At 65.0% G+C, this 19,497-nt stretch carries 20 protein-coding genes; 14 read left to right on the top strand and 6 right to left on the bottom strand.

What is annotated here, in order from left to right:
* The first annotated feature begins 59 nt into the window (after nt 1-59).
* The 11 genes from GPL20_RS33925 (at nt 60) to fabZ (ending at nt 12,024) form a co-directional block, all read left to right on the top strand.
* Nucleotides 60-1,055, top strand: a complete 996-nt coding sequence (locus GPL20_RS33925; RefSeq protein ID WP_157336140.1) for a 30S ribosomal protein S2 — start codon at nt 60-62, stop codon at nt 1,053-1,055.
* A gap of 137 nt (nt 1,056-1,192) precedes the next feature.
* The gene (tsf, locus tag GPL20_RS33920) at nt 1,193-2,116 is read left to right on the top strand and encodes a translation elongation factor Ts (protein WP_157336138.1); all 924 of its coding nucleotides are present in this window, start codon (nt 1,193-1,195) and stop codon (nt 2,114-2,116) included.
* A gap of 60 nt (nt 2,117-2,176) precedes the next feature.
* Nucleotides 2,177-2,893 carry a UMP kinase gene (pyrH, locus tag GPL20_RS33915; protein WP_157336136.1) on the top strand — a complete coding sequence of 239 codons (717 nt, stop codon included), beginning with the start codon at nt 2,177-2,179 and terminating at the stop codon, nt 2,891-2,893.
* Nucleotides 2,894-2,960: 67 nt separating this feature from the next.
* The gene (gene frr / locus GPL20_RS33910) at nt 2,961-3,524 is read left to right on the top strand and encodes a ribosome recycling factor (RefSeq protein WP_157336134.1); all 564 of its coding nucleotides are present in this window, start codon (nt 2,961-2,963) and stop codon (nt 3,522-3,524) included.
* A 123-nt stretch (nt 3,525-3,647) separates the two neighbouring features.
* A complete protein-coding gene (locus GPL20_RS33905) occupies nt 3,648-4,406 on the top strand; it encodes an isoprenyl transferase (protein WP_157336132.1) in 759 nt (252 codons plus the stop codon).
* A complete protein-coding gene (locus tag GPL20_RS33900; protein WP_254126364.1) occupies nt 4,403-5,245 on the top strand; it encodes a phosphatidate cytidylyltransferase in 843 nt (280 codons plus the stop codon). Before GPL20_RS33905 ends, GPL20_RS33900 begins: the two co-directional genes overlap by 4 nt.
* 4 nt (nt 5,246-5,249) lie before the next feature.
* Nucleotides 5,250-6,473 carry a 1-deoxy-D-xylulose-5-phosphate reductoisomerase gene (dxr, locus tag GPL20_RS33895; protein WP_157336130.1) on the top strand — a complete coding sequence of 408 codons (1,224 nt, stop codon included), beginning with the start codon at nt 5,250-5,252 and terminating at the stop codon, nt 6,471-6,473.
* A 43-nt stretch (nt 6,474-6,516) separates the two neighbouring features.
* Nucleotides 6,517-7,668, top strand: coding sequence for an RIP metalloprotease RseP (rseP, locus tag GPL20_RS33890; RefSeq protein ID WP_157336128.1), 1,152 nt, complete (start codon nt 6,517-6,519; stop codon nt 7,666-7,668).
* Between the two features lie 177 nt (nt 7,669-7,845).
* A complete protein-coding gene (gene bamA, locus GPL20_RS33885) occupies nt 7,846-10,374 on the top strand; it encodes an outer membrane protein assembly factor BamA (RefSeq protein ID WP_157336127.1) in 2,529 nt (842 codons plus the stop codon).
* A 124-nt stretch (nt 10,375-10,498) separates the two neighbouring features.
* Nucleotides 10,499-11,566: a UDP-3-O-(3-hydroxymyristoyl)glucosamine N-acyltransferase gene (lpxD, locus tag GPL20_RS33880; protein WP_157336125.1), complete on the top strand. Its 1,068-nt coding sequence runs from the start codon at nt 10,499-10,501 to the stop codon at nt 11,564-11,566.
* The gene (fabZ, locus tag GPL20_RS33875) at nt 11,563-12,024 is read left to right on the top strand and encodes a 3-hydroxyacyl-ACP dehydratase FabZ (protein WP_157336123.1); all 462 of its coding nucleotides are present in this window, start codon (nt 11,563-11,565) and stop codon (nt 12,022-12,024) included. The genes lpxD and fabZ overlap by 4 nt, the downstream gene beginning before the upstream one ends.
* A gap of 12 nt (nt 12,025-12,036) precedes the next feature.
* Here fabZ and GPL20_RS33870 read toward each other — a convergent pair whose 3' ends face one another.
* Nucleotides 12,037-12,360, bottom strand: a complete 324-nt coding sequence (locus GPL20_RS33870; RefSeq protein WP_254126362.1) for a KTSC domain-containing protein — start codon at nt 12,358-12,360, stop codon at nt 12,037-12,039.
* A 157-nt stretch (nt 12,361-12,517) separates the two neighbouring features.
* On the opposite strand from GPL20_RS33870, the gene lpxA reads away from it, so the two are divergent.
* From lpxA to lpxB, 3 genes are read left to right on the top strand one after another with little or no spacing between them, the layout of a single operon-like run.
* Nucleotides 12,518-13,309, top strand: coding sequence for an acyl-ACP--UDP-N-acetylglucosamine O-acyltransferase (gene lpxA / locus GPL20_RS33865; protein ID WP_157336120.1), 792 nt, complete (start codon nt 12,518-12,520; stop codon nt 13,307-13,309).
* Nucleotides 13,310-13,327: 18 nt separating this feature from the next.
* The gene (locus GPL20_RS33860; protein ID WP_157336118.1) at nt 13,328-14,185 is read left to right on the top strand and encodes an LpxI family protein; all 858 of its coding nucleotides are present in this window, start codon (nt 13,328-13,330) and stop codon (nt 14,183-14,185) included.
* Nucleotides 14,182-15,366: a lipid-A-disaccharide synthase gene (lpxB, locus tag GPL20_RS33855; RefSeq protein ID WP_254126360.1), complete on the top strand. Its 1,185-nt coding sequence runs from the start codon at nt 14,182-14,184 to the stop codon at nt 15,364-15,366. The genes GPL20_RS33860 and lpxB overlap by 4 nt, the downstream gene beginning before the upstream one ends.
* A gap of 1 nt (nt 15,367) precedes the next feature.
* Here the strand turns inward: lpxB and GPL20_RS33850 are convergent, their stop codons facing one another.
* The 5 genes from GPL20_RS33850 to GPL20_RS33830 all read right to left on the bottom strand — a co-directional run.
* On the bottom strand, nt 15,368-16,135 hold the full coding sequence (locus tag GPL20_RS33850) for an SDR family NAD(P)-dependent oxidoreductase (RefSeq protein WP_157336116.1): 768 nt from the start codon (nt 16,133-16,135) through the stop codon (nt 15,368-15,370).
* The gene (locus tag GPL20_RS33845; protein WP_157336114.1) at nt 16,132-17,241 is read right to left on the bottom strand and encodes an ABC transporter ATP-binding protein; all 1,110 of its coding nucleotides are present in this window, start codon (nt 17,239-17,241) and stop codon (nt 16,132-16,134) included. Before GPL20_RS33845 ends, GPL20_RS33850 begins: the two co-directional genes overlap by 4 nt.
* A gap of 10 nt (nt 17,242-17,251) precedes the next feature.
* Entirely contained in the window at nt 17,252-18,109 is an 858-nt protein-coding gene (locus tag GPL20_RS33840) for a carbohydrate ABC transporter permease (protein ID WP_167533333.1), read from the bottom strand.
* Nucleotides 18,102-19,031: a carbohydrate ABC transporter permease gene (locus GPL20_RS33835; RefSeq protein WP_167533332.1), complete on the bottom strand. Its 930-nt coding sequence runs from the start codon at nt 19,029-19,031 to the stop codon at nt 18,102-18,104. Before GPL20_RS33835 ends, GPL20_RS33840 begins: the two co-directional genes overlap by 8 nt.
* Nucleotides 19,028-19,497: extracellular solute-binding protein (locus GPL20_RS33830; protein ID WP_347340050.1), on the bottom strand; the 470-nt coding region annotated here is incomplete at its 5' end. The genes GPL20_RS33835 and GPL20_RS33830, both read right to left, overlap by 4 nt.

Raw genomic sequence — 19,497 nt, 5'->3', positions numbered from 1 at the left:
GCGAGAACGCTCCGTTTTGCTCACACGTTTCCGGAGGAACCAACCGGAGAATTATAACGATGGCGCTACCCGACTTCACCATGCGTCAGCTGCTCGAAGCTGGCGTGCACTTTGGTCACCAGTCTCACCGCTGGAATCCGAAAATGGCCCCGTTCATTTTCGGCACCCGTAACAACATCCACATCGTCGATCTCGCCCAGACCGTGCCGATGCTGCACCAGGCCCTCCAGGCCGTCAGCGACACGGTGGCCAAGGGCGGCCGCATCCTGTTCGTCGGCACCAAGCGCCAGGCGCAGGACGGCGTCGCGGACGCTGCCAAGCGCTGCGCGCAGTATTTCGTCAATTCGCGCTGGCTCGGCGGCACGCTGACCAACTGGAAGACGATCTCGGCCTCGATCAAGCGCCTGCGTCACCTCGACGACGTGCTCTCCGGCGGCGAAGCCAATTCCTACACGAAGAAGGAGCGCCTGACGCTTCAGCGCGAGCGCGACAAGCTCGACCGCTCGCTCGGTGGCATCAAGGACATGGGCGGTCTGCCCGACCTGATCTTCGTGATCGACACCAACAAGGAAGACATCGCGATCCAGGAAGCCCAGCGGCTCAACATCCCGGTCGCTGCGATCGTCGACACCAATTCGGACCCGAAGGGCATCACCTATGTGGTGCCGGGCAATGACGACGCCGGCCGCGCCATTTCGCTGTACTGCGATCTCATCGCGCGTGCGGCGATCGACGGCATCTCGCGCGCCCAGGGCGATTCGGGCATCGACATCGGTGCATCGGCTCGTCCGCTCGCCGAAGAGCTGCCGGCTGCCTCGTCGAGCGGCTTCCAGGGCCTTGCCGGTCCGCGCGGCACCGCCGACGACCTCAAGAAGCTCCCGGGCGTGTCGGGTGCGATCGAGAAGAAGTTCAACGACCTCGGCATCTTCCACTACTGGCAGCTTGCCGAGCTCGACCACGCCACCGCGCACACGATCGGCGAAGAGGTCGGTCTGCCGAGCCGCGCCGATGCGTGGGTGGCCAAGGCCAAGGCGCTGACCGCGGAAGCGGAATAGTCAAAACGAGCGATGGGTTGGCCGGATACAAGTCCGGCCACCATTTCATTCAGTTGACGCGAATTCCTGAGATGGACCGCGGCGGGGCGATTGGAGCCGCGCCGCGGCGAACCGGCAGGCAAGAAGGATTTTCAACGATGGCAACGATCACAGCTGCGATGGTCAAGGATCTGCGCGAGTCCACCGGCGCAGGCATGATGGACTGCAAGGCCGCGCTGACCGAAAACGACGGCAACATGGAAGCGGCGCAGGACTGGCTGCGCAAGAAGGGCCTGTCGAAGGCCGCCAAGAAGTCCGGCCGCGTCGCGGCAGAAGGCCTGATCGGCGCGCTCACCAAGGGCACCAAGGGCGTCGTGGTCGAGGTCAACTCCGAGACCGACTTCGTCGCGCGCAACGGTCAGTTCCAGGGCCTGGTCAAGATGATCGCCCAGGTCGCGTTCGACGCCGGCGCCGACGTCGAGAAGATCAAGGCCGCCAAGGTCGGCGACGTCACGATCGAAACCGCCATCAATGATGCGATCGCCACCATCGGCGAGAACATGACGCTGCGCCGCGCCGCCCAGCTTGAAGTGAAGCAGGGCGTGGTGTCGAGCTACGTCCACGGTGCCGTCATCGACGGCGCCGGCAAGATGGGCGTGATCGTGGCGCTGGAATCGCCGGGCAAGGCCGACGAGCTCGCAGCGCTCGGCCGCCAGATCGCGATGCATGTCGCGGCCGCCAACCCGCTCGCGCTCGATCCGTCCGGTCTCGATCCGGCGGTCGTCAAGCGCGAAAAGGACGTGCTCGCCGACAAATATCGTCAGCAGGGCAAGGCCGAGAACGTGATCGAGAAGATCGTCGAATCCGGCCTCAAGACCTACTACAAGGAAGTCTGCCTGCTCGAGCAGGCCTTCATCCACGACACCGGCAAGTCGGTGGCGCAGGCGGTGAAGGAGGCCGAGGGCAAGGTCGGCGGGCCTGTGAAGATCGCCGGCTTTGTGCGCTATGCTCTCGGCGAGGGAATCGAAAAGCAGGAAAGCGACTTCGCGGCCGAGGTCGCGGCGGCGAGCGGCAAGAAGTAAGCGCCGGAACGTTCCTTCCGGCGTGCCGCCGGAAGCGGCGCCCGGACGAGGAAAGTGCTCATGACTGATCCGGTCTATCGTCGCGTCGTGATCAAGCTGTCCGGCGAATATCTCGCGGGACAGCAGGGTTTTGGCATCGATCAGCCGACTGTCGACCGGGTTGCGGACGACCTGATCGCCGCCCGCCAGCTCGGCACCGAGGTTGCGGTGGTGATCGGCGGCGGCAACATCGTGCGCGGCGTCGAGGTGTCCTCCCGCGGCGTGTCGCGGACGACCGGCGACACCATGGGCATGCTCGCCACCATGATGAACTGCCTCGCGCTGGAGGCGACGATCGAGCGCAAAGGCACGCCGGCGCGCGCGCTATCCGCCTTCGTCATGCCGGAGATTTCCGAGCTGTTCACCCGCACTGCGGCGCACAAATACCTCGCGGAGGGCCGAATCGTGCTGCTCGGCGGCGGAACCGGCAATCCGTTCTTCACCACCGATACCACCGCGGTGCTGCGCGCCGCCGAGATCGGGGCCCAGGCGGTCCTGAAGGCGACCAATGTCGACGGCGTCTACTCGGCCGATCCGAAGAAGGATCCGACCGCGACGCGGTTCGACCGGCTGACGCATTCGCAGGCGATCGAGGGCGGCTACAAGGTGATGGATGCGACCGCCTTCGCGCTTGCCCGCGAGACGTCGCTGCCTATCATCGTATTCTCGATCGCGGAGCCGGGGTCGATCGGCGCGATTCTACGTGGCGTCGGCCACGGAACCATCGTCGCCGGCTGACGGCTCATCCAGCGCGCCCCGATCGAAGGGCGCGGAGCGGTCGCCGGGATTTTGAAGGAGAAACGTGATGCCCACGGGTAATTTCGACCTCAACGAAGTGAAGCGCCGCATGCAGGGCGCGGTCCAGTCCCTCAAGCACGAGCTCGGCGGCCTGCGCACCGGCCGCGCCTCCGCCTCGATGCTCGATCCGGTGCAGGTCGACGCCTATGGCAGCCACATGCCGCTGAACCAGCTTGCCACCGTCAGCGTGCCGGAGCCGCGCCTGATCTCGGTGCAGGTCTGGGACAAGTCGATGGTCAAGGCCGTGGAGAAGGCGATCGTCGATTCCAATCTCGGCCTGTCGCCCGCGACCGAAGGCCAGGTGCTGCGCCTGCGCATCCCCGAGCTCAACGAGGAGCGGCGCAAGGAGCTGGTGAAGGTCGCCCACAAATACGCAGAAGCCGCCAAGGTCGCCGCGCGCCACGTCCGCCGCGACGGTCTCGACGTCCTCAAGAAGCTCGAGAAGAATCACGAGATGTCGGAGGACGACCAGAAGCGTCACGCCGACGAGGTGCAGAAGGCGACCGACGGTACGATCGCCGAGATCGACCAGCTGCTGGCCGCCAAGGAAAAAGAAATCCTCACCGTCTAAAGCGGGATGAGGATCGTCATCGCGCTTTAGAGTATTGTTCGCGCATGATCTTGTCGGAAGACCGCTTCGCACTTTGCGCTAACGCGGCCCTTCGGGTCCGGATCATGCTTTAAGGCTGCCGTCATGTCCAACGCCGCCGCGCCCGCAACGGAAGGACCCGATCGGTCCGACGCGCCTGCGCATGTCGCCATCATCATGGATGGCAACGGGCGTTGGGCGGCCGCGCGCGGTCTGCCGCGTGCGGAGGGGCATCGCCGCGGCGTGGAGGCCTTGCGCCGCGTCGTGCGTGCTTCGCACGAGCTCGGTATCCGCTATCTCACCATCTTCTCCTTCTCGTCGGAGAACTGGTCGCGTCCGGCAAGCGAGATCGGCGATCTCTTCGGCCTGCTCAGGCGCTTCATCCGCAACGATCTGGCGAGCCTGCACCGGGACGGCGTCAAGGTCCGCATCATCGGCGAGCGCGACGGGCTCGATGGCGACATCTGCGCGTTGCTGAACGAGGCCGAGGAGCTGACGCGCGACAATACGCGCCTCACGCTCGTCGTCGCCTTCAACTACGGCTCGCGGCAGGAGATCGCGAAGGCCGCGCAGAAGCTCGCGCGCGAAGTCGCGGAGGGCAGGCGCGATCCTGGTACGATCGATGCCGAGACGCTGGGGGCTCATCTCGATGCGCCCGACATTCCGGATCCCGACCTCATCATCCGCACCAGCGGCGAGCAGCGCCTGTCCAATTTCCTGATGTGGCAGGCCGCCTATAGCGAGCTCGTCTTCGTTCCGATCCACTGGCCCGATTTCGACAAGGCGGCGCTGGAAAGCGCGATCGCCGAATTTGCCAGGCGCGAGCGCCGTTTCGGCGGTCTGGTCGCGAAAACCGCCTCGTGAGCGAACCCGACGCCGCACCGGCAGGCGCCAAGCCTGCCCCGAGCAATCTGGTGCTGCGAGTCCTCGCAGCGCTGGTGCTGGCGCCGCTGACCATCGCGATCGCTTATGCCGGCGGCTGGTTATGGGCGCTTCTCGTCACCCTGGCGTCGATTGGACTGTTCGCGGAATGGCTGATGGTGGTGGGCGCAGGCTCGACCGCGCTGACCGGGGCAGGGACGGTCGTCATCGCCATGATGGGCTTGTGCGTGGCCTTCGGCGCGCTCAAGACCGCTGTCATCGTCGGCTGCGTCGGCGGCGCGATCGTGACGCTGATCGCGCGCGGCAAGTTCGTGTGGGCGGCGACCGGCTTCGCCTATGCGTCGGCGGCGCTGCTGGCCTCGATCCTGGTGCGGAAGGATCTCGTCCACGGTTTCTCCGCGCTGATGTTCGTGCTGCTGGTGGTGTGGGCGACCGACATCGGCGGTTATTTCGCCGGCCGCGGCATTGGCGGGCCGAAGCTATGGCCGCGCGTGAGCCCCAAGAAGACCTGGGCCGGAGCGCTCGGGGGCTTTGCCGCGAGCCTTGCGGTCGGCGCCGGCTTTGCCGCCTTCGGGCTCGGGAAGGCTGTTCCGCTGCTGTTCGTCAGCGCCATCCTGTCGGTGGTATCGCAAGCCGGCGATCTCTTCGAATCCGCGGTCAAGCGGCGCTTCGGTGTCAAGGATTCCAGTCACTTAATTCCCGGCCATGGCGGTCTTATGGACCGTCTGGACGGTTTTGTCGCCGCCATCCTGATGGCATGGATTATCGGCTACTTCCGCCATGGTGTGCATAGCGCCGGAAGCGGTCTTATGGTTTGGTGAGGATATGAGCGCGGTCCCATTGCGTAACAACAGGCTTGCTGCGTCCGACGTCCGCAGCGTCACGGTTCTCGGCGCCACCGGCTCGATCGGCGACAGCACGATGGATTTGCTGCGTGCCGCCCCCGAGCGCTACCGCGTGGAGGCGCTGACCGCGAATGGCAATGTCGAGGCGCTGGCCAAGCTCGCCCGGGAATTTTCCGCGCGTTATGTCGCGATCGCCGACACCTCCAAGCTCGCCGAGCTCAAGGCCGCGCTTGCGGGAACGGGCACGGAATGCGGCGCCGGCGAAAGCGCGGTGATCGAGGCCGGCGCACGTCCGGCCGATTGGGTGATGGCTGCCGTGAGCGGCGCCGCCGGACTGAAGCCTGCCCTGGCTGCGGTCGATCGCGGCGCGCATGTCGCGCTCGCCAACAAGGAATGTCTCGTCTGCGCCGGTGATTTCTTCATGCAGCGCGCGGCAAAAGCGGGCGCCTGCATCCTGCCGGCCGATTCCGAGCACAATGCGCTGTTCCAGGCGCTCAGCTCAGGCAACCGCGACGAGCTCGTCCGCGTCATCATCACGGCGTCGGGCGGCCCGTTCCGGACCTGGAAGAGTGCCGACATCGAGCAGGCCACGCTTGCCCAGGCGCTGAAGCATCCGAACTGGAGCATGGGCCAGAAGATCACGATCGATTCCGCCTCGATGATGAACAAGGGGCTCGAGGTGATCGAGGCGTCCTATCTGTTCGCACTGAGCCCCGACGAGATCGACGTCCTCGTTCACCCGCAATCGATCATCCACGGTATGGTCGAGTTCTCCGACCGTTCGGTGGTGGCCCAGCTCGGCGCGCCTGATATGCGCACGCCGATCGCGCATTGCCTCGGCTGGCCCGACCGCATCAAGGGACCGGCGGCCAAGCTGGACCTGGCCAAGATCGGCCAGCTCACTTTCGAGGCGCCGGATTTCGAGCGGTTCCCCGGGCTGCGCCTCGCCTACGATTCGCTCCGGACCGGGAAGGGGGCGACCACCGTCTACAACGCCGCCAACGAGGTCGCGGTCGCGGCCTTCATCGCCGGCAAGATCCGGTTCGGCGCGATTGCGCGGCTGGTCGAGGCGACGCTGGAGGACTGGATCCGTAGCGGGAACCAGGCCCCGCTGACCTCCGCCGATGATGCAATCTCTGTTGACCATGTTGCTCGAAATAGAGCTGCCGCCCTATTGCCTCAAATTGCCTTAAAGGCATCCTAGATGGTTCGCGGCCAGGGCCTCGCGGCGCTGGAGAGGGAAATCGATGATCGACTTTTTTGTCCATAGTTTCAGTGCGTTGAGCCATGGGCTCCTCGGCTACGCGGTTCCCTTCCTGTTCGTCCTGACCATCGTCGTGTTCTTCCACGAGCTCGGCCATTTCCTGGTCGCGCGCTGGGCAGGCGTTCGCGTGTTGACCTTCTCGCTCGGTTTCGGACCTGAGCTGGTCGGTTTCAACGACCGCCACGGCACCCGCTGGAAGATCTCCGCGATTCCGCTTGGCGGCTACGTCAAGTTCTTCGGCGACGAGAGCGAGGCCTCGACCCCGTCGGCCGAGACGCTCGCGGCCATGACGGCCGAGGAGCGCGCCGGCAGCTTCCACCACAAGAAAGTCGGCCCGCGCGCCGCCATCGTGGCGGCCGGACCGATCGCCAATTTCATCCTCGGCGCGCTGATCTTCGCGGCCATGGCGCTGTATTATGGCAAGCCGAGCACGATCGCGCGTGTCGATGGCGTCGTCGCCGAAGGCGCTGCGGCTGCGGCCGGCTTCAAGATCGGGGACGTCGTCGTCCAGATCGACGGCAAACCGATCGAAAGCTTTGCCGACATGCAGCGAATCGTTGCGATGAACGCAGGTTCGGCGCTTGTGTTCCAGGTCAAGCGGGACGGCGCCATCGTTTCGCTGACGGCGACGCCGGCGCTGCTCGAGCGCAAGGATCCCTTCGGCAACAGCCACCGAGTCGGCGTGCTCGGCGTCGAGCACAAGTCGCAGGCCGGCGAGGCTTCGACCACTCCGGTCGGCGTTGGCGAAGCACTCAAGATCGGGGTCGAGCAGGTCTGGTTCATCATCACCAGCACCTTCAAGTTCCTGGGCTCGCTGTTCGTCGGGCAAGGCAATCCCAACGAGGTCAGCGGCGTCCTCGGCATCGCCAAGATGTCGGGGCAGGCGGCCAGCGCCGGGTTCCAGTTCGTGATCAATCTGTGCGCGGTTTTGTCGGTGTCGATCGGCCTCTTGAACCTGTTCCCGATCCCGCTGCTCGATGGCGGTCACCTTATGTTCTATGCGGCGGAGGTGCTCCGCGGTCGGCCGCTTTCCGAGCGGACTCAGGAAATGGGGTTCCGAATCGGGCTCGGTTTGGTGCTGATGTTGATGGTGTTTGCGACCTACAACGACATCCTGCGGATGGCGGCTTCGTGATAGGGGCTTTTTTGTGGCGTTGCTGTTGAGCAACGTCTTGGAATGAAAATGAAATTGCGGCGCGCTCGGCCGTTTGCGGCGTCGGGGAAATTGGCTACAAGCGGCTTGAACTTGGGGAATCTTCCAGACCGGCGTTGGGGTTGGGTCTGGTACGGAATGATAAGGGCGCGTTGCGCGATGAAGTTTGGACTGCGACTCCGGGGGGGCTTGCTCGCAACCCTGATCATGTTCGGCGCGCCGGTGGTTGCCCCGGTCGGGGCTATTTTCGTGTCTTCGTCTGCGCTCGCTCAGACGGTGCAGTCGATTTCCGTCCAAGGAAATCGCCGCGTCGAGGTGGAGACGATCCGCTCCTATTTCAAGCCGGGCCCGGGCGGCCGCCTGGATCAGGGCGCCATCGATGACGGCCTGAAGGCGCTGATCGAGACCGGCCTGTTCCAGGACGTCAGGATCAATCGCGGTCCTGGCGGCCAGATCATCGTCTCCGTGGTGGAAAACCCGGTGATCGGCCGCATTGCCTTCGAGGGCAACAAGAAGATCAAGGACGAGCAGCTCACCGCCGAAGTCCAGTCCAAGGCGCGCGGTACGTTCTCCCGCGCCATGGTGCAGTCCGACACGCTGCGAATCGCCGAAATCTATCGCCGGTCCGGCCGCTACGACGTTCACGTCACTCCCGAAATCATCGAGCAGCCGAACAACCGCGTCGATCTAATCTTCACGATCGTCGAAGGCTCCAAGACCGGCGTCAAATCGATCGAGTTCGTCGGCAACAACGCGTTCTCGTCCTACCGCTTGCGCGACGTCATCAAGACGCGCGAAACGAATCTGCTGAGTTTCCTGGGCAGCGGCGACGTCTACGATCCCGACCGCGTCGAGGCCGACCGCGACCTGATCCGCCGCTTCTACCTGAAGAACGGCTTCGCCGACGTCCAGGTCGTGGCCGCGCTCACCGAATACGATCCGGAGAAGAAGGGCTTCAACGTCACCTTCAAGATCGAGGAAGGCTCTCAATACCGCGTCGGCGCGGTCGACTTCCGCTCGAGCATTCCGAACTTCGATCCCTCTTCGATGCGCGGCTATTCGCGCGTCAATGTCGGCTCGCTCTACAACGTCGAATCGGTCGAGAAGTCGGTCGAGGAGATGCAGATCGAGGCCTCGCGCCGCGGCTATGCCTTCGCCGTGGTCCGTCCCGGCGGCGACCGCAACTTCGAGGCGCACACCGTCTCGGTCGTGTTCAACATCGACGAGGGTCCGCGCACCTATATCGAGCGCATCAACGTTCGCGGCAACAGCCGTACGCGTGACTACGTGATCCGGCGCGAGTTCGACATCTCGGAAGGCGATGCCTACAACCGCGCGCTGGTCGACCGCGCCGAGCGGCGCCTGAAGAACCTCGACTACTTCAAGAGCGTGAAGATCACGACGGAGCCGGGCTCCTCGAGCGACCGCGTCATCCTGATCGTCGATCTCGAAGAGAAATCGACCGGCGACTTCTCGGTCTCGGGCGGCTACTCCACGACCGACGGCGCGCTGGCCGAAGTCTCGATCTCCGAACGCAATCTGCTTGGCCGCGGCCTGTTCGCCAAGGCGTCGGTGACCTATGGCCAGTACGCACGCGGCTACTCGCTGTCGTTCGTCGAGCCGTATCTGCTCGACTACCGCGTCGCGCTCGGCCTCGACCTCTATCAGCGCCAGCAGCTGTCCAACAGCTACATCTCCTACGGCACCAAGACGCTCGGCTTCTCGCCGCGCCTCGGCTTCTCCTTGCGTGAAGATCTGGCGCTGCAGTTGCGCTACTCGGTCTACCAGCAGGAAATCACGCTGCCGAGTAACCTGGCGAACTGTAACAACGTCCTCGGTTCGTCCGCCTTCAACCCGAGCCCGGCCTTCGCGGCATCGCAGACGCCGCCGATCGATCTGACCTCGACCAATGGCCTCGGCTGCTACTTCGACGGCGAAGCTTCGCTGCCGGTGCGCAAGGAGCTTGCCAACGGCAAGACGTTGACCTCGGCGCTCGGCTATACGCTGACCTACAACACGCTGGACAACAACAAGAACCCGACCGACGGTCTGCTCATCGACTTCCGGCAGGATTTCGCCGGCGTCGGCGGCGACGTCTCCTACCTGAAGACTGTCGCGGACGGAAAGTATTACGCCCCGCTGGTGTCGGACCTCGTCGGCATCGTCCACCTCCAGGGCGGTATTCTGACCAAGATCAACGACGATCTGCGCATGCTCGACCACTTCCAGATGGGGCCGAACCTCGTTCGCGGCTTTGCCCCGAATGGCATCGGTCCGCGCGACTTGAATCCCTTCGGAACGCAGGACGCGCTCGGTGGCACCAAGTATTGGGGCGCTTCGCTCGAGGTCCAGATGCCGTTCTGGTTCCTGCCGAAGGAAGTGGGTCTGAAGGGCGCGGTCTATGCCGATGCCGGTGGCCTGTACGACTACAAGGGACCGACCAGCTGGGCGTTGACCAACGAAGTCAATGCGCCGGGCTGTATCCCCTCGACGGTCAACCCACCGACCGCCGGAACCTGCACTGGCCTCGTCTATGACGACAGCAAGGTGATCCGTTCGTCGGTCGGCGTCGGCCTGATCTGGCAATCGCCGTTCGGTCCGCTGCGCTTCGACTACGCCGTGCCGCTCAGCAAGGGCAAGTACGACCGTACGCAGGAGTTCCGGTTCGGCGGCGGCACCACGTTCTAATTCGATCAGCACGGCACGATCCGGATCACTGGAGCCGGTTTCCGAAGGGATCGTGCCAATTCAAGAGATGAGGCATGATGCGGCCCGGCCGCTTCATGCCGAAGCCGGACCGCGACGGGGTGGAATGGCGCAACCGATCTTCTTCACAAAACCGCCTGCCTCAGCGCTGGCTGACATTGCCGCGCTGACCAAGGCGCAACTGGTCGATCCCGCGAGGGGTGGCCACGTCATCACGGGCCTGGCGTCGCTCGACGAAGCCGGACCGATGCATCTGACGTTCTTCGACAACCTGAAATATGCCGATGAACTCAGGGCGACCAGGGCCGGGGCCTGCCTGGTGAGTCCGCGCTTCGAGGCGGAGGTGCCGGCGCATGTGGCCGTGCTGCGCGTGGCGCAGCCGTTCCGTGCCTTCGTCAGGGTCGCGCGGGAATGGCATGGCGATGCGCTCAGGCCGCAATCCTGGGTCGGCAATGACGGCATCGCGCCGTCGGCCATCATCGATCCCACCGCGCGTCTGGAGGACGGCGTCATCGTCGATCCCCTGGCCGTGATCGGTCCGGACGTCGAGATCGGCAGCGGCACGGTGATCGGCGTCGGCGCCGTCATCGGCCCGGGCGTCAAGATCGGCCGCGACTGCAATGTCGGTGCCCGCACGGCCATCCAGTGCGCCCTGATCGGCAACGACGTGCTGATCCACCCCGGCTGCTCGATCGGTCAGGACGGCTACGGCTTCATCTTCTTCGGCCCGGAGGGCCATCTGAAGGTGCCGCAAACCGGCCGTGTGCTGATCCAGAACAACGTGGAAGTCGGTGCCAACACCACGATCGACCGCGGGTCCTTGCGCGACACCGTGATCGGGGAGGGCACCAAAATCGACAATCAGGTCCAGATCGGCCACAATGTGACGATCGGCCGGCACTGTCTGCTGGCGGCCCAGATCGGGCTGGCGGGCAGCCTGACCATCGGCGACAACGTGGCGCTGGGAGCGAAGGTTGGCATCAACAACCACCTCAAGATCGGTGACGGAGCCCAGGTGACCGCCATGAGCGCCGTCAAGGACGACATCCCGCCGGGCGGACGCTGGGGCGGGCATTTCGCCAAGCCGACCAAACAATGGTTCAAGGAGATCATCGCGGTGGAGCGCCTGGTTCGCGACAACAAGGCCGATCCGAAGGACGAGGGACGGGAATGACGGAGGAATTACCTGTTAAGTTCGAACTGGTGGACATCAACGCGATCCTCCAGACCCTGCCGCACCGCTTTCCGATGCTGCTGATCGACCGCGTGATCAACATCCGCGCCGATTACAGCGGCATCGGCATCAAGAACGTCACCTTCAACGAGCCGGCCTTCCAGGGCCATTTCCCCGAGCGTCCCGTCTATCCCGGCGTGATGATGATCGAGGCGATGGCGCAGACGGCGGGCGTGATCGGCATCAAGTCGGTCGAAGGCACCGAGAAGCCGCGGGCGGTGTACTTCCTCACCATCGACAAGTGCAAGTTTCGCAAGCCGGTGCTGCCCGGCGATACCATCGAGTACCACATGCGCTCGCTCGGCCGCCGCAAGACGATGTGGTGGTTTCACGGCGACGCCAAGGTCAACGGCCATGTCGTCGCGGAAGCCGACGTCGGCGCCATGCTGACGGACTGAGGGGACGAGGGCTCACCCGCCACAATCGTAGCGGCTGCCGACGTCCTGCCGTCTGATATTCCGGTTGAAGAACTGCCCCATGGACGGCGCGCCCAGGAGGCGGTCGACCGTATCGGAGTCCACGCCGCAATAGCGGTCGTACGTGCCATTGATCGCGATGATCAGGTTCTGCTGTGCGCGGTCGTAGCAGACGCGCTGAAGCACCGTGCTGCGGCTGATATCGCGGCACTCGAATGTCGCAAGGTCGATGGGGCGGCGTTCGCCGGTCTCGATCGTCTCAGAGACGATCGGGGCGGCGGCGAACTGTGCGAGCAGAAGTGCCAGGGCTCTGACCACGAGAGTTGAAGCTCCGCATGAACCGGTTGATGTGCCGCGAAGGGCGTTCATCCGGTACTTGAAACATGGCGAGATGATACGTCACTGGACAGACCGGTCATAGTCGCGCTAACCACCGGAAAACCAAGCGACTTCAACACATAATCAGACCTTCTTGATGAGTAAGATTGATCCCACCGCACGGGTGGAAGACGGCGCGGTGATCGGCGAGGGCACCGAAATCGGGCCCTACTGCATCATCGGCCCGAACGCCGTAATCGGGGCGAACTGCAAGCTGATCGGGCAGGTCACCGTCATCGGCCATACCTCGGTCGGGGACGGCTGCGTGATCTCGCCGTTCGCGGTGCTGGGCGGCGCGCCTCAGGATCTCAGCTACAAGGGCGAGCCGACGCGGCTCGAGATCGGCTCCGGCTGCACCATCCGGGAAGGCGCGACGATGAATGTCGGCACCATCAAGGGCGGTGGCCTGACCCGCGTCGGCAGCGGCGGCTACTTCATGAACAACAGCCATGTCGGCCATGACTGCATGGTCGGCGACAACGTGATCTTCGCGACGTCGGCGACGCTGGGCGGTCACTGCGAGATCGGCGATGCCGTCTATATCGGCGGCCTGTCCGCGGTGCATCAGTTCACGCGCATCGGCCCCTATGTCATGGTCGGCGGCGTGTGCGGCGTGCGCGACGACGTCATCCCCTACGGGCTGGTCAACGGCCAGTATGCCGTGCTGGAAAGCCTCAATTTGATCGGCATGAAGCGGCGCAAGTTCACCAAGGAGCGGCTCGCGACCGTGCGCGCGTTCTACCAGAAGCTCTTCCATGGGCTCGGCACGTTCGCCGAGCGGCTGGAGGCGTCCAGGTCGCTCGCCGGCGAAGACCCGGCGATCGCCGAGATCCTCGACTTCATCGGCAAGGGCAAGCGCCCGCTCTGCCTTCCCGCCATTGCGAAGTGACTTTGGATGGCCGCGGACATGACATCGGCGGCTTCGGAGGTTTCGCCACCGGTCGGCATCGTCGCCGGCGGCGGCGCCATGCCGTTCGCGGTCGCCGAGTCGCTCGCCGCACGTGGCATCACGCCGGTGCTGTTTCCGCTGCGCGGGGCCTGCGACCCGGCGCGCGTGGAAAAATTCCGCCATCGCTGGATCTCGGTCGGCCAGCTCGGCCGCGCCATGCGGCTGTTCCGCGAAGAAGGCTGCCGCGACCTGATCTTCATCGGCACCCTAGTGCGGCCCTCGCTGTCGGAGATCCGGTTCGACGTCAAGACGCTGCGCCTGCTCGGTAACGTCATTCGCGCCTTCCGCGGCGGCGACGACCATCTCCTGTCCGGCGTCGGGCGCATCCTCGAGCAGGATGGTTTTCGCATGATCGGCATCAAGGAGGTCGCGCCCGATCTGCTGATGCCCGAGGGCTGCATCAGCCGCGCCTGGCCGAGCGACGCCAGCAAGGCCGACATCGAGCGCGGTCGCGCGGTGCTGGCCGCGCTGGGTCCGTTCGACATCGGCCAGGCCGCGGTGGTGATCGACGGCCATGTGGTGGCGGTCGAGGATATCGAGGGCACCGACGCGCTGCTCGCGCGTGTCGCGCGGCTGCGCGAGGAGGGCCGTATTCGCGCCGCCATGGGGCGCGGCGTGCTGGTGAAGGCGCCGAAGAGCGGCCAGGATCTGCGCTTCGACCTGCCGACGATCGGCCCGCGCACCATCGAGGGCGTCGCGGCCGCCGGGCTGGCCGGCATTGCCGTCATCGCCGGCAATACCATTGCCGCCGAGCCGCAGGCGATGATCGCGCTCGCCGATGCGAAATATCTCTTCGTGATCGGCCTGCCGTCGTGATGCAGGGTCGCGATCCCAAGCGGAAGATTTTTCTGATCGCGACGGAGGAATCCGGCGACAGGCTGGGCTCCGCGTTGATGAAGGTGCTGCGCCAGCGGCTCGGCGACGGCGTGCAGTTCGTCGGCGTCGGGGGCCGCACCATGGCGCGCGAGGGGTTAGAGACGCTGTTTCCGATCGAGGAGCTGTCGATCGTCGGCTTCGCCGCCGTCGTGCAGCAATTGCCGAAGATCCTGCGGCTGATCCGCGAGACCGCGAAGGCCGTGACCGAGGCCGCGCCCGACGCGCTCGTCATCATCGACAGCCCCGATTTCACCCATCGCGTCGCTCGCCGCGTGCGCTCGCGCAGTCCGGCGATCCCGATCATCGACTATGTCTCGCCGCAGCTCTGGGCCTGGCGGCCGGGACGCGCTCGGACCATGCTCGGCTATGTCGACCATGTGCTCGGCCTGTTGCCGTTCGAGCCGGAGGAATACCGAAAGCTCGGCGGGCCGCCATGCAGCTATGTCGGCCATCCCCTGGTCGAGCAATTGCCGTCGCTGCGGCCGAACGCTATGGAGCAGAAGCGCCGCGGCGGCGAGCCGCCGGTGCTCCTGGTGCTGCCCGGCAGCCGCCGCAGCGAGATCCGGCATCACCTCGACGTGTTCGGTGCGGCACTCGGCCGGTTGCGGACGCAGGGGCGTGCATTCGAACTGATGCTGCCGACCATGCCGCATCTGGAGTCCACCATCCGCGAAGGCGTCGCGAACTGGCCGGTCAAGCCGCAGATCGTGATCGGCGAGAACGAGAAGCGCGCGGCCTTTCGCATTGCGCATGCGGCGCTGGCAAAATCCGGCACGGTGACGCTCGAGCTCGCATTGTCGGGCATTCCGATGGTGACGGCCTATCGCGTCGGCGCGATCGAGGCCTTCATCCTGCGCCGCGCGATCCGCGTGTCCTCCGTGATCCTCGCCAATCTCGTGATCGGCAAGGATGTCATTCCCGAGTTCCTGCAGGAGGAGTGCACGCCCGAACAGCTGGCAGCGGCGCTCGCCGAACTGCTGACGGAATCGCCGCTACGCCGGGAGCAGGTCGACGCGTTCGCCCGGCTCGATCAGATCATGTCGACCGGCAACAAGTCGCCGAGCGTGCTCGCCGCCGACATCGTGCTGGCAACGATGCGCAAGGGCAGGCGGGCGAGCTAGTCTAGCCGAGACCTGCGTCGACCTGGATGCACTGGCGCGTGATGCGCCGGCTCTCGTCGGAAGCCAGGAACAGCGCCATGTTGGCGATGTCGTCGGGCGTCACCGCATCGGGAACGGCCTGACGCGTGCGCAGCTCGGCGATGGCCTGCTCGTCCGGATACCATAGCCGGCGCTGGCGCTCGGTGATCACCATGCCCGGTGCAATCGCGTTGACACGAATGCGGTCGGGCCCGACCAGCCGGGCCAGCGAATTGGTGAAGCCGACGATCGCCGCTTTCGCCGCGGCATAGGCCGGCAACGCCGGTGCGCCACGCATCCACGCGATCGACGACATGTTGATGATCGAGCCGCCGCCACGCGCCTGCATCTGCGGCACGACCGCCTGCGCTGCGAAGAATACGTGCTTGAGATTGACGCCGATCATCCAGTCGAACTCGGCCGGCGTCACCTCGGAGAGAACCTGGCGTTGATCGTTGGCGGCGTTGTTGACGAGGACCGCGGCATCGCCGAGCGCGCCGTGGACCATCGCCATCGCCGCGCGAAGGGCGTCGATGTCCAGGAGATCGCACCGCACGAACAGGGGGGCTGCGTCGAAGCTGCCTGCCACTTCCCGCGCCAGCGTTTCGCCGGCGTCCGCGTCGATGTCGAGAAAGGCGACGCGTGCCCCCTGGGCCGCGAAGGCCCGTACGAAGGCGGCACCGATGCCGCTGGCGCCGCCGGTGATCAGTACCACGCGGCCCGCAAGGCCTGAATAGGTCGTCTTCGTCATGCGATCAGTCGCTCCGTCTCGGGATCGAACAGGCAAATGCGGCGGGTGTCGAGCGCGAAGGAGGCGGACGCGCCGGGCGCGGGGCGGATATCGGGCGAGATGCGCGCCATCGCGGGCTCGCCCCCGAGCCGCAGCAAAACCATCGTCTCGGCACCGGTCGGCTCGACCATCTCCACCGGCGCGTTGACGAGGACAGGAGCATCGCCGGAAAACGCGCGGCTGCCCTCTGCAATGCATTCCGGCCTGATCCCGAACACCACCTCGCGACCGACGAAGGGCGCTGCCGCGTCATATCCCTTGAGGCGCAGGCGAACCTCGTCCGGCCGCCCCGCGCCGATGATCACCACCAGGCTGCCATTCTCGGCCTCGAGGCGTGCCGGCATGGTGTTCATTGGTGGCGAGCCCATGAAACGCGCGACGAACAGATTGGCCGGATAGCGGTACACGGTATCGGGGTCGGCGAACTGCTGCACGCTGCCCTGATGCATCACCGCGATCCGCGTCGCCATCGTCATTGCCTCGATCTGGTCGTGGGTGACATAGACGATGGTGGCGCCGATGCGCTGGTGCAGCCGCTTGATCTCCATCCGCATCTCGACACGCAGCTTGGCGTCGAGATTGGACAGCGGCTCGTCGAACAGGAAGAGCAGGGGATTGCGCACGAGCGCGCGGCCCATCGCCACGCGCTGGCGCTGGCCGCCGGAGAGCTGCGACGGCTTGCGGCCGAGCAGCGGTTCGATCTGGAGCAGCTTGGCCACATTCGTGACCGCCTTCTCCTGCTCGATCTTCGGCACGTGGCGGCATTCCATGCCGAAGGTGATGTTCTGGCGTACCGTCATCGAGGGATAGAGTGCGTAGGACTGGAACACCATGGCGATGTCGCGGTCCTTGGGCGGGATGTCGTTGACGACGCGCCCGCCGATCTCGATCGTCCCGGCGCTCGGACGATCGAGCCCGGCGACGATGTTGAGCAGCGTGGACTTGCCGCAGCCGGACGGCCCGACCAGCACGGTGAATTCACCGCTCTCGATGTCGAGATCGATGCCCTTCAGCACCTCCAGATTGGCGTAGCGCTTCGACAGGGTGCGAATGCTCAGTGCTGCCATGACAAATCCATCATTTCACGGCCCCGGCAGTGAGGCCGCGTACGAAATATCTGCCGCCGAGGAGATAGATCAACAAGGTGGGCAGGGCTGCGATGATCACCGCAGCACTCTGCACGCCATGCTGCGGGATGTCTGCGATTGCGGCAGATAGCGCGATGAGGGCGGCCGTGACAGGCTGCTGCTGGCCGGTCGTGAATGTCACGCCATAGAGGAACTCGTTCCAGATGTGCGTGAACTGCCAGATCACGGTGACGATCAGGATCGGCGCCGAGAGCGGCAGAATGATGCGCCAGAAGATACGAAAGAATCCGGCGCCATCGATGCGCGCGGCCCGGATCAATTCATGCGGAATGGCGACATAGTAGTTCCGGCAGAACAGCGCGGTGAAGGAGAGCCCCTGGATGGTGTGAATCAGCACCAGACCCGTCAGCGTGTTGATGAGCCCGATGTCCCGCAGCACGATGGTCCAGGGCAGCAAGCGCATCTGCTGGGGCAGGAAGAGGCCAAGGGTGACGATGCCGTAGATCCAGTTGTCGCCGCGAAAACGCCAGAGCGACACGGCGTAGCCGGCGACGGCGCCGAGCAGGGTGGAGATGATCGTCGCGGGGATCGTGACGAGCGCGGAGTTCAGCATGTAGGGCCGGATGCCGGCGCAGGTCTCGGCGACGCAGAAACCGCTCCAGGCCTTGGCGTAGTTGCCCCAGGCTAGATGTTGCGGCCAGCCGATCATTGACCCCTGCGCGATCTCCTCGTTGGTGCGGAGCGAGTTCAGGACGACGACAGCCAGAGGGGCGAGGTAAGCCGCCGCGAACAAAGTCACGACGAGATAGATCAGGATGCGGCCCGGCGTGAAGGATCGGTCACGCATGGCCGGCCTGCCGTCGCTGGATATAACGCCACGCCGCATAGGGCAGCAGCACCGCGAGAAGGATGAGCAGCATGAGCACCGCCGCCGCGGCACCGCGGCCGAGCTGGCTGCGCTGGAACATCAAGTCGTAGACGACGAGGGCTGGCAGCTGGGTCGCTATTCCGGGCCCGCCGTTGGTCAGTGCCCGGACAAGGTCGAAGGCCGAAATCGCGAACTGCAATTGAACGACAATGACGGTGACCGTGATCGGCCAAAGCGTCGGCAAGATGACGCGCCGGTAGAGGCGAAATGGCCCGGCGCCATCTATCTGCGCGGCCTTGATGATGTCGGCGTCGACGGAGCGAAGGCCGGCCAGGAAGAGCGCCATGGCGAAGCCCGAGGACTGCCAGATCGCAGCGATCACGATCGTCCAGATCGCCATGTCGCGGTCGACCAGCCAGTCGAACCGGAAGGAGGTCCAGCCGAGGTCGTGAACGAGCTTCTGGATGCCGATGCCAGGATTGAGCAGCCAGCTCCAGACCGTGCCGGTAACGACGAACGACACCGCCAGGGGGTAGAGGAAGATGGATCGCAGCACGTTCTCGCCGCGAATGCGCTGATCGAGCAGGATCGCAAGCAGGAGGCCGGTCAGCAAACTCAGCAGTACGAAAGCGCTGCCAAACAGCAACAGGTTGTCGAACGCGATCTGCCAGTTCCGACTCGCCAGGACTGCCGTGTAGTTGCGCAAGCCCACCCAGCCCGAGACCGGGACGAGGGTGGATGGCGTGAACGAAATCCAGATCGTCCACAGCGAAAACGAGATGAGATGCGCCGCGGACAGGAGCAGCGGCACCCAGATCATCAGATATTCGGGCAGCCGGCCGACTACGTCGGAGATTACCGGTCGGCCGGCCCGGGTTGCTGTGGAGACGGCGTCCGTCAACGCGCGCCCTCGACGGCCTCGGCGAGGCGGGTGACTGCCTGCTCCGGCTTGATCGTCTTGTTCTTCACGTACTCGGTGAGTACGTCGATCATCGCTGCGGTGAGGCCGTTTTCCTGCGCCATGTTGTGCGCGAGGCTCAGGACGGCCTGATTGTTGGCGACAGCGTCCTTGAGCGCGGCCGCGGTTCGCCGTTGACCATCCGACCAGCCGTCACCGGAGAGGTCGACATCGGTGCGCACGGGGATCGATCCTGTGATCTGCGAATACATGGTCTGGATCGCCGGATCCATGACCAGCTGGGCCATCAGCGTCTGACCGGCTTGCAGATCAGGCTCCTTGCGCTGCCAGAAGATGAAGGCATCGGCATTCAACAGGAAGACCGGCTTGCCATTGTCGCTGGGGCCCGGCACGATGATGAAATCGTCGAACTTGAAACCGGCGTTGCGCAACACGCCCTGGGCCCACC

Source organism: Bradyrhizobium cajani, from assembly GCF_009759665.1.
Classification (GTDB): domain Bacteria; phylum Pseudomonadota; class Alphaproteobacteria; order Rhizobiales; family Xanthobacteraceae; genus Bradyrhizobium; species Bradyrhizobium cajani.
The sequence above is the reverse complement of the archived record's forward strand: the minus strand, read 5'-3'. Positions and strand labels throughout refer to the sequence as shown.

What these genes read in the sequence shown, in the direction of transcription:
- GPL20_RS33845 (WP_157336114.1), bottom strand. Translation starts at nt 17,241, where the DNA reads ATGGCAGCACTGAGCATTCGCACCCTGTCGAAGCGCTACGCCAATCTG.
- frr (WP_157336134.1), top strand. Translation starts at nt 2,961, where the DNA reads ATGCCCACGGGTAATTTCGACCTCAACGAAGTGAAGCGCCGCATGCAG.
- GPL20_RS33840 (WP_167533333.1), bottom strand. Translation starts at nt 18,109, where the DNA reads ATGCGTGACCGATCCTTCACGCCGGGCCGCATCCTGATCTATCTCGTC.
- GPL20_RS33860 (WP_157336118.1), top strand. Translation starts at nt 13,328, where the DNA reads ATGACATCGGCGGCTTCGGAGGTTTCGCCACCGGTCGGCATCGTCGCC.
- lpxA (WP_157336120.1), top strand. Translation starts at nt 12,518, where the DNA reads ATGAGTAAGATTGATCCCACCGCACGGGTGGAAGACGGCGCGGTGATC.
- fabZ (WP_157336123.1), top strand. Translation starts at nt 11,563, where the DNA reads ATGACGGAGGAATTACCTGTTAAGTTCGAACTGGTGGACATCAACGCG.
- GPL20_RS33905 (WP_157336132.1), top strand. Translation starts at nt 3,648, where the DNA reads ATGTCCAACGCCGCCGCGCCCGCAACGGAAGGACCCGATCGGTCCGAC.
- dxr (WP_157336130.1), top strand. Translation starts at nt 5,250, where the DNA reads ATGAGCGCGGTCCCATTGCGTAACAACAGGCTTGCTGCGTCCGACGTC.
- GPL20_RS33925 (WP_157336140.1), top strand. Translation starts at nt 60, where the DNA reads ATGGCGCTACCCGACTTCACCATGCGTCAGCTGCTCGAAGCTGGCGTG.
- pyrH (WP_157336136.1), top strand. Translation starts at nt 2,177, where the DNA reads ATGACTGATCCGGTCTATCGTCGCGTCGTGATCAAGCTGTCCGGCGAA.
- tsf (WP_157336138.1), top strand. Translation starts at nt 1,193, where the DNA reads ATGGCAACGATCACAGCTGCGATGGTCAAGGATCTGCGCGAGTCCACC.
- GPL20_RS33850 (WP_157336116.1), bottom strand. Translation starts at nt 16,135, where the DNA reads ATGACGAAGACGACCTATTCAGGCCTTGCGGGCCGCGTGGTACTGATC.
- lpxD (WP_157336125.1), top strand. Translation starts at nt 10,499, where the DNA reads ATGGCGCAACCGATCTTCTTCACAAAACCGCCTGCCTCAGCGCTGGCT.
- bamA (WP_157336127.1), top strand. Translation starts at nt 7,846, where the DNA reads ATGAAGTTTGGACTGCGACTCCGGGGGGGCTTGCTCGCAACCCTGATC.
- rseP (WP_157336128.1), top strand. Translation starts at nt 6,517, where the DNA reads ATGATCGACTTTTTTGTCCATAGTTTCAGTGCGTTGAGCCATGGGCTC.